Genomic DNA, 6,856 nt, shown 5'->3' on the forward strand with positions numbered 1-6,856 from the left:
CTTATAAAGCATATCATGAAATTGAACATAAATAATTTTAAAATCAACAGCGCTGCTTTACTCGTTTGCACTGCGTTGATATTTGGAGGATGCAAAAAGGCATTGGACCTGCAACCTCTGGACTCCTATACTGAAAAGGATGTATGGACAGATCCGAAATTGGCACAGGTTTTTGTGAACAACATTTATAATCAAGCAGTATTGGCCTATCAGGACGGAGGTTTTGGATGGGGTGCGCAAACCGATGAGCTTTACGGGAATTTTAACTGGACAAATGAAAACCTGTATGTGCGAGGAGAGGCCACTCCGGATAACCAAACTTCAGGTTCTTTGAACCATTGGAATAAAATGTACGCATCTATACGCTACAGCAATATTTTTTTCGCAAATATTGAAAAGGTAGCAGGAGCTGAGGTAGCAGTAAATACGATGAAGGGAGAAGTGCACTTTTTAAGAGCACTGGCTTATTTTGAGCTCCTGAAAAGGTTTGGCGGGGTGCCCCTTATTCAAAAGGTTTACGATGTAAATGACAGGACTTTTAATGAAAAAAGAGCTACCTGGACAGAGACCAAAGATTTCATACTGGCAGATCTTGCAGAAGCATTAAAAACCTTGCCTGCGGTTTATCCCAATGACCCTGATAAAGGACGTGCAACAGTAGGAGCAGCAATGGCCTTGAAATCGAGACTTTTACTTTATGCTGCAAGTCCGTATTTTAATAAAAGCAATGACAGGAAATTGTGGGAAGATGCGAAGCTGGCTGCAAAAGCAGTGATTGATTTTACGGGAGTTAAATATGCTTTGTATGGCAATGCAGGCAACCGGACATATAACAAGACCTTTCTCGATTTCTTTAATCCGGAGATCATTTTCTCCAGGGTTTACAGTGGACTAGTGCAGGCCGACAGGTACAATACGGTGAGCAGAGATTTAAGCCCGAACGGTTACAATGGTTACAGCGCCTACAATGTGGTACAGCAGATGGTAGATGATTTTGAGATGGCCGATGGTACAAAGTTTAGCTGGAACAATCCCGAGCAGGCGAAAAATCCATATCTGAACAGGGAGCCTCGGTTTTATGAGACCATATTGGCAAACAATCAGCAATTTAAAGGGAGACTTACAGGTTTTTTTGAAGGGGGGGATGATTCTCCTCAAAGTCCTTATTCGCCATGGAATGCTTCTAAAACGAGATATTGCGTGAGGAAAATGGTTGATGAAACCCATGACTGGAATATTCAGGATTATGATGCTACTCAATGGGCGGTTTTCAGATTGTCGGAAATTTATCTGAATTATGCAGAAGCCTGTTCGGCATTGGGCGAGGATGGAGAGGCCCTGACTTATCTGAATAAAATAAGAACGGAGAAGGCTGGTTTGCCAGTGGTTAGTGGGGCAGGAGCAGCACTGATGGAGAAAATAAGACATGAACGCAGGATTGAATTGTGCTTTGAAGGACATCGTTATTTTGACATCAGGAGATGGGGTATTGCTGAGATTGGTTCGGAAGATGCGAAGGGTGTGGTGATCAGAAAGCAAAGCAATGGTACCTTTACGTATGAGATAATGACGGTTCAGGAGCGGACCTGGGTGCCAAGTTTTTACTATTACCCGATACCCAGGACTGAGATACAGAAAAATCCGGGTATAGTACAGAACCCGAATTACAATTAGATTTATGAAATATTTCCCTATAAAAAGTTTATTTTTTTTTCTGCTTCTGCTGTATGGTGTTGCGGATGTAAACGCGCAAAACCTGCGATGGCATTTGGTGAAAAACGGAGGTATAGAATGGGTAGTGCAAAAAGGAACTGCCCATACCGATCAGATTGAAATGAGCGGGAAACAGATCTCGGCAATAATTACTTATGGTGTAGATGGTAAAGGTAATTTCATATTAAAAAGGAAGCTGGTGTTCCCAATGCTGCGCATTATTCCTAATGATACACGGGGAAGTCTGATCAGGGATTTTGATCAGACTATACCACCAGCATCTATAAAGGGAAAAGCCATAGCAGAACAGCCTGGTGCCATTTCATTTAATGGCGCTATAAAAGTGCGGTCGGCTATGGGAATGGTAAGCCTGTCCCGCGCGCTTTTTCCATCGGTTGATAAGCCTGCATTTATTGAGCAATGCACCTTTAAAAACAATGGCACAAAACCTGTAGAAATTACCATTCCAGAATTAGACAGGACAGATAGTACAAAGAAAAGTGAAGGAGTTTATGGAACGTACCTGTTAAATTCTAAAATCTACGGATCAGGTAAATTCACCTTAAAGCCGGGCGAGGAACAGGTCTATGCCATAGTTCATACTGCCAGAAAAGCTGCCGATCAGGTTTATGACTTCTCTTCTGAATACGAATACTTAAAACGTAAAAAATTCATCACTGAAATTACCAGAGCGCTGGTATTGGAAACTCCCGACGATACCCTGAACCAGATGTTTTCATTTGCAAAGATCAGGGCCTCGGAAAGCATTTTTGATACCAAGGGCGGGCTGATGCACAGTCCTGGTGGTGGATCTTATTATGCAGGGATCTGGGCAAATGACCAGGCAGAATACATGAACCCGCTTTTTCCTTTTTTGGGTAATGCTGCGGGAAACGAAAGTGCTATGAACAGCTTTCGGATGTTTGCGAAATACATGAACGACGATTATAAACCAATTCCGAGTTCCATTATTGCACAGGGAGAAGGAATGTGGAACGGGGCAGGTGACCGTGGGGATATGGCCATGATTGCCTATGGAGCATCAAGATTTGCGCTTGCTTATGCCGATACAGCAGAAGCGCGGAAATTGTGGCCGCTAATAGAATGGTGCCTGGAGTTTTCGAGAAGGAAAAAAAGCGCTGATGGTGTAATTGCATCGGACTCGGATGAACTGGAGGGTAGGTTTCCGGCGGGAAAAATAAACTTGTCGACCAATACGCTTGCTTATGGTGCGCTGATCAGCGCTTCGGATCTTGCAGCCACGCTAGGCGATAAAGCTGTGTCAGAAAAACTAGCTAGGGAAGCTGATGCGCTGAGAACAGCGATTGAGAAATATTTTGGTGCGAAAGTGCAAGGGTATAATACCTATCGCTATTTTGACGGAAACGATAAGTTAAGGTCATGGATAGGTATGCCATTGGTAATGGGGATATACAATAGAAAAGAAGAAACTGCAAAGGCACTTTTATCAAACTATTTGTGGACCAAAGACGGGATGCTTACTGAATCAGGATCGAAGACTTTTTGGGATCGCTCACTTTTATATGCTGTCCGCGGGTTATTTAATGCGGGCATAACCGATACCACGCTTAAATACCTGAAATATTATACCGCTAAGCGTTTACTTGGTGAGCATGTACCTTATGCAGTAGAAGCCTGGCCAGAGGGAGACCAACGCCATTTGGCGGCAGAGAGCGGTTTGTATTGCAGGGCGATAACAGAAGGATTGTTTGGCATCCAGCCTAAAAGCTTTAAGTCGTTTTTATTGCTGCCTTATCTTCCAGCAGGCTGGAAACAGATGTCGCTAAATCACATCAGGGCTTTCAATAGAGATTTCGATATTACGGTTGTCAGGGCTGGTCAGAAACTAAAAATTATTGTAGGACAAGCCGGTAGTAAAAAGCAGGAAATTAACTGGGACGGACTAAAGGCAGTAGAAATAAACTTATATTAAACACATGAAAAGAAACCTTTTTCTATACTTATTGCTTTGCCTTTGCTGCGGGGCTTATGCCCAGAATGGCGGAGTAACTTTTAGGTCTTCAGACGCTGCATTGCAAACTGCATTTGGCAGGGCGAAAGAAATGGCTTTAAGCTATAAGGGAAAACCGGGTGATCCGGTGGGCCCATGGTATGAATCGGCATTGCCACCCAGAGCCGCATTTTGCATGCGCGATGTATCACATCAGAGCATTGGCGGAGAGATTTTGGGCTTAAATAAAGAGAACAAAAATATGATCAGGCTATTTGTGAACAATATATCGGAATCGAAAGACTGGTGTTCTTACTGGGAAATTAACCATTTGGGCAAACCTGCGGTTGAGGATTACCGCAACGATAAAGAATTTTGGTATAACCTGAATGCAAACTTTGATATTCTGACTGCGAGCTGGAAGTTATATTTGTGGACGGGTGATGAAGAATATATAAAGGGTGCTGCTTTTGAAAATTTTCATGAAAAATCGGTCACCTCCTTTATTGACCGCTGGGTGTTACAGGCTGATTCATTGTTGAGCAGAGCGACTCATCCAAATGCACCGGTACCTTTTAATGATGAAGATTCTTTTCATCGCTGTCGCGGTTTACCTTCTTATTCTGAAGGTGTACCTAATATTAAAATGGGAGTAGATCTGGTAGGAGCGATATACCGAGGACTGATGTCATATGCTTCGATACTGGATGTGAAAGGCAAGCGTGACGAAGCCAAATTGTACAGGGAAAAAGCTGCGGCTTATCAGAAAAGTATTGATGATTTGTGGTGGAACGAATCTGCCTCACTTTATAACACATATTATTCGACAGCTCATGAGTTTGGGATGGAAGAGGGGGAGACCTTTTTGCTTTGGTTTGATGCATTGAAAGAAGGCGACAGAAAAGAAAAGACGATACAGCACTTATTGTCGAGAGACTGGAATGTAGAAAACCTATCGTACTTTCCATTGATCATGTATCAGAATGGACAAGCCGATCGGGCTTACGACTATATGCTTCATTTGACCAATCCTGAAACGAAAAGAAGGGAATATCCAGAGGTATCGTATGGGGTAGTTAAAGGTTTTGTAGAAGGATTAATGGGGTTAGAAGCTGATGCTCGGTCTAGCAAAATAACTACGCTGTATCGTGGGAAAGGTGATGTGACATCGGAGGTGAGTGATGTTCCGGTATTGAAAACGCTGGTTACGGTAAAGCATGAGGGGAATAAAAGATCTGTGCTGACAAATAGCGGAAAAAGGAAAATACTGTGGCAGCCTAAGTTTTTGAATGACAAAGGAGAGGTGGTTGTGAAAGCGGCAGTTTGGGTAAAAGCAGGAGGAACTTTGGCGGTAAACAGAATTTAGCCTTCAGGATCCAGTGGCTCCCATAATTCGATTTTGTTGCCTTCGGGATCATAAACCCATGCGAATTTGCCATAGCCTTCGTTCTGGGTTTTCTCGTCGATTTTTACGCCTTCTTCTCTAAGTAGAGCAAGCAATTCATCGAGGTTATTTACGCGGAAGTTGAGCATGAACTGTTGCTGATCGTTGCCGAAATAATCTGTATTTTGGGCAAAAGGAGAAAATACGGTAGGGCCTGCTTCCTGATCCCAGATGTACCCGGTTTTCATGGAGTTGATGCCGAAGTGTTTTTCATACCAATCTGCAAGTGCTTCCTGGTTTTTAGAGCGGAAGAAAATACCGCCAATGCCTGATATACGTGATGCCATGATTTTGAAGTTAGTAGATCTAAATGTAATAATAGATATTGAAAGTATGCGTAAAATGTAAGAAAGGGTGATAGCGCTGATTTTGGCGTAAATGCCCCTTTTTTTTGTCCGGCCTGCCCTCAAAGAGAGTGGTGCATTCTTTTTATCTTTAATCCATGAGAAAGGTAATCTATGGTATTAATCTGAGWGCGGATGGTTGTTGCGACCATACCAAATTCGGTGGCGGAGGAGAAACCCATGAGTATTTTACGGACCTCATGCGGGATGTTGACCTCATTATTTATGGGCGCAAGACCTATGAGCTGATGGTTCCTTATTGGCCTGATATAGCAAAAAAACAGTCGGAAACGAAAACCGTGAATGAGTTTGCGCAAACATTTGACGCTATTGATAAGGTTGTTTTTTCCCGGACCTTAGATAAGGTTGACGGGAATACGAAGCTTATTCGTGAGAACCTTGAGGAAGAAGTTCTAAAACTGAAACTGGAACCAGGCAAAAATATTTCAATTGGGGGTGTAAGCTTGCCCTCGGAATTGATAGCACTTGGTTTGGTTGATGAGTTTTATTTTCTGGTTCATCCTACTATTGTTGGTGAAGGAAGGCGATTGTTCGATGATTCGGGGTTTCAGGTGCAGTTGGATTTAACGCTGGTGGATTCGAAGGTGCTTAAATCAGGATGTGTATCACTTCATTACTTAAAGCGGTGATTTGTCATTATTCATGATAACCTAACGGCAAAAAATAATTATAAATAAATTAGCGCAACATCTAGGTTTGGTATGTATTTGCAACCTAAAAAGAAAATTAAACCATTCAACATAAATATTATGAGGTCAATAAATCCCTGGATCAATTTCAATGGGAATGCCGAGGAAGCATTCACTTTTTACAAATCAGTTTTTGGCGGAGAGTTTACAAAGATCATTCGTTTCAAAGATCTTGCAAGCGCCGAGTTTCCGGTAGCCGAGCATGAGGCAAATAAGATCATGTACATTGCTTTGCCTATTGGTAAAAACAATACATTAATAGCCAATGATGTCCCCGAATTTATGGGGCGGGTGAACGAGAACGAGAACCGGTCTAAAATAGCCATTAGTGCAGAAAGCCGCGAAGAAGCAGACAAGGTATTTAACGGTCTATCAACCGGCGGCGATATCGAAGGGCCAATTGGTGACAGTCCCTGGGGTACCTATGCCGGAATGTTCAGAGACAAGTATGGTATTGAATGGATTGTGGAATTTGACCCACTATAAAAAAATATTTTCTATATGACTAGGGGATAGGGTTGCTTTTTTACTCTAAGGGTTAAAAGGTAGCACACCTTAGGCAAAATGGACAAGCAACAATTTTTAGCACTTATAGATAGATACCTTGAAGGCAGAGCTGCCATAGAAGAAGAGCAGATGTTGCTTAACTACTATGGCAGCTTTCAGCACAGCC

6 protein-coding genes are annotated in these 6,856 nt (G+C 42.5%); 5 read left to right on the plus strand and 1 reads right to left on the minus strand.

The window, feature by feature from the left end; translation table 11 throughout:
• The first annotated feature begins 15 nt into the window (after window positions 1–15).
• From N824_RS05680 to N824_RS05690, 3 genes are read left to right on the plus strand one after another with little or no spacing between them, the layout of a single operon-like run.
• Window positions 16–1,674, plus strand: a complete 1,659-nt coding sequence (locus N824_RS05680; RefSeq protein WP_048904183.1) for a RagB/SusD family nutrient uptake outer membrane protein — start codon at window positions 16–18, stop codon at window positions 1,672–1,674.
• Between the two features lie 4 nt (window positions 1,675–1,678).
• Window positions 1,679–3,667: a hypothetical protein gene (locus N824_RS05685; RefSeq protein WP_052334065.1), complete on the plus strand. Its 1,989-nt coding sequence runs from the start codon at window positions 1,679–1,681 to the stop codon at window positions 3,665–3,667.
• 4 nt (window positions 3,668–3,671) lie between these two features.
• Complete coding sequence (locus tag N824_RS05690) at window positions 3,672–5,051, plus strand: hypothetical protein (protein ID WP_048904184.1); 1,380 nt, start codon at window positions 3,672–3,674, stop codon at window positions 5,049–5,051.
• Here N824_RS05690 and N824_RS05695 read toward each other — a convergent pair.
• Window positions 5,048–5,416: a VOC family protein gene (locus N824_RS05695; protein ID WP_048904185.1), complete on the minus strand. Its 369-nt coding sequence runs from the start codon at window positions 5,414–5,416 to the stop codon at window positions 5,048–5,050. The genes N824_RS05690 and N824_RS05695 overlap by 4 nt on opposite strands.
• 155 nt (window positions 5,417–5,571) lie before the next feature.
• On the opposite strand from N824_RS05695, the gene N824_RS05700 reads away from it, so the two are divergent.
• Window positions 5,572–6,123: a dihydrofolate reductase family protein gene (locus N824_RS05700; protein ID WP_048904186.1), complete on the plus strand. Its 552-nt coding sequence runs from the start codon at window positions 5,572–5,574 to the stop codon at window positions 6,121–6,123.
• A gap of 120 nt (window positions 6,124–6,243) precedes the next feature.
• Window positions 6,244–6,669 carry a VOC family protein gene (locus N824_RS05705; protein WP_048904698.1) on the plus strand — a complete coding sequence of 142 codons (426 nt, stop codon included), beginning with the start codon at window positions 6,244–6,246 and terminating at the stop codon, window positions 6,667–6,669.
• The last annotated feature ends 187 nt before the right edge of the window (window positions 6,670–6,856 follow it).

Origin of the sequence: Pedobacter sp. V48 (assembly GCF_000523515.1) — a bacterium.
Classification (GTDB): Bacteria; Bacteroidota; Bacteroidia; order Sphingobacteriales; family Sphingobacteriaceae; genus Pedobacter.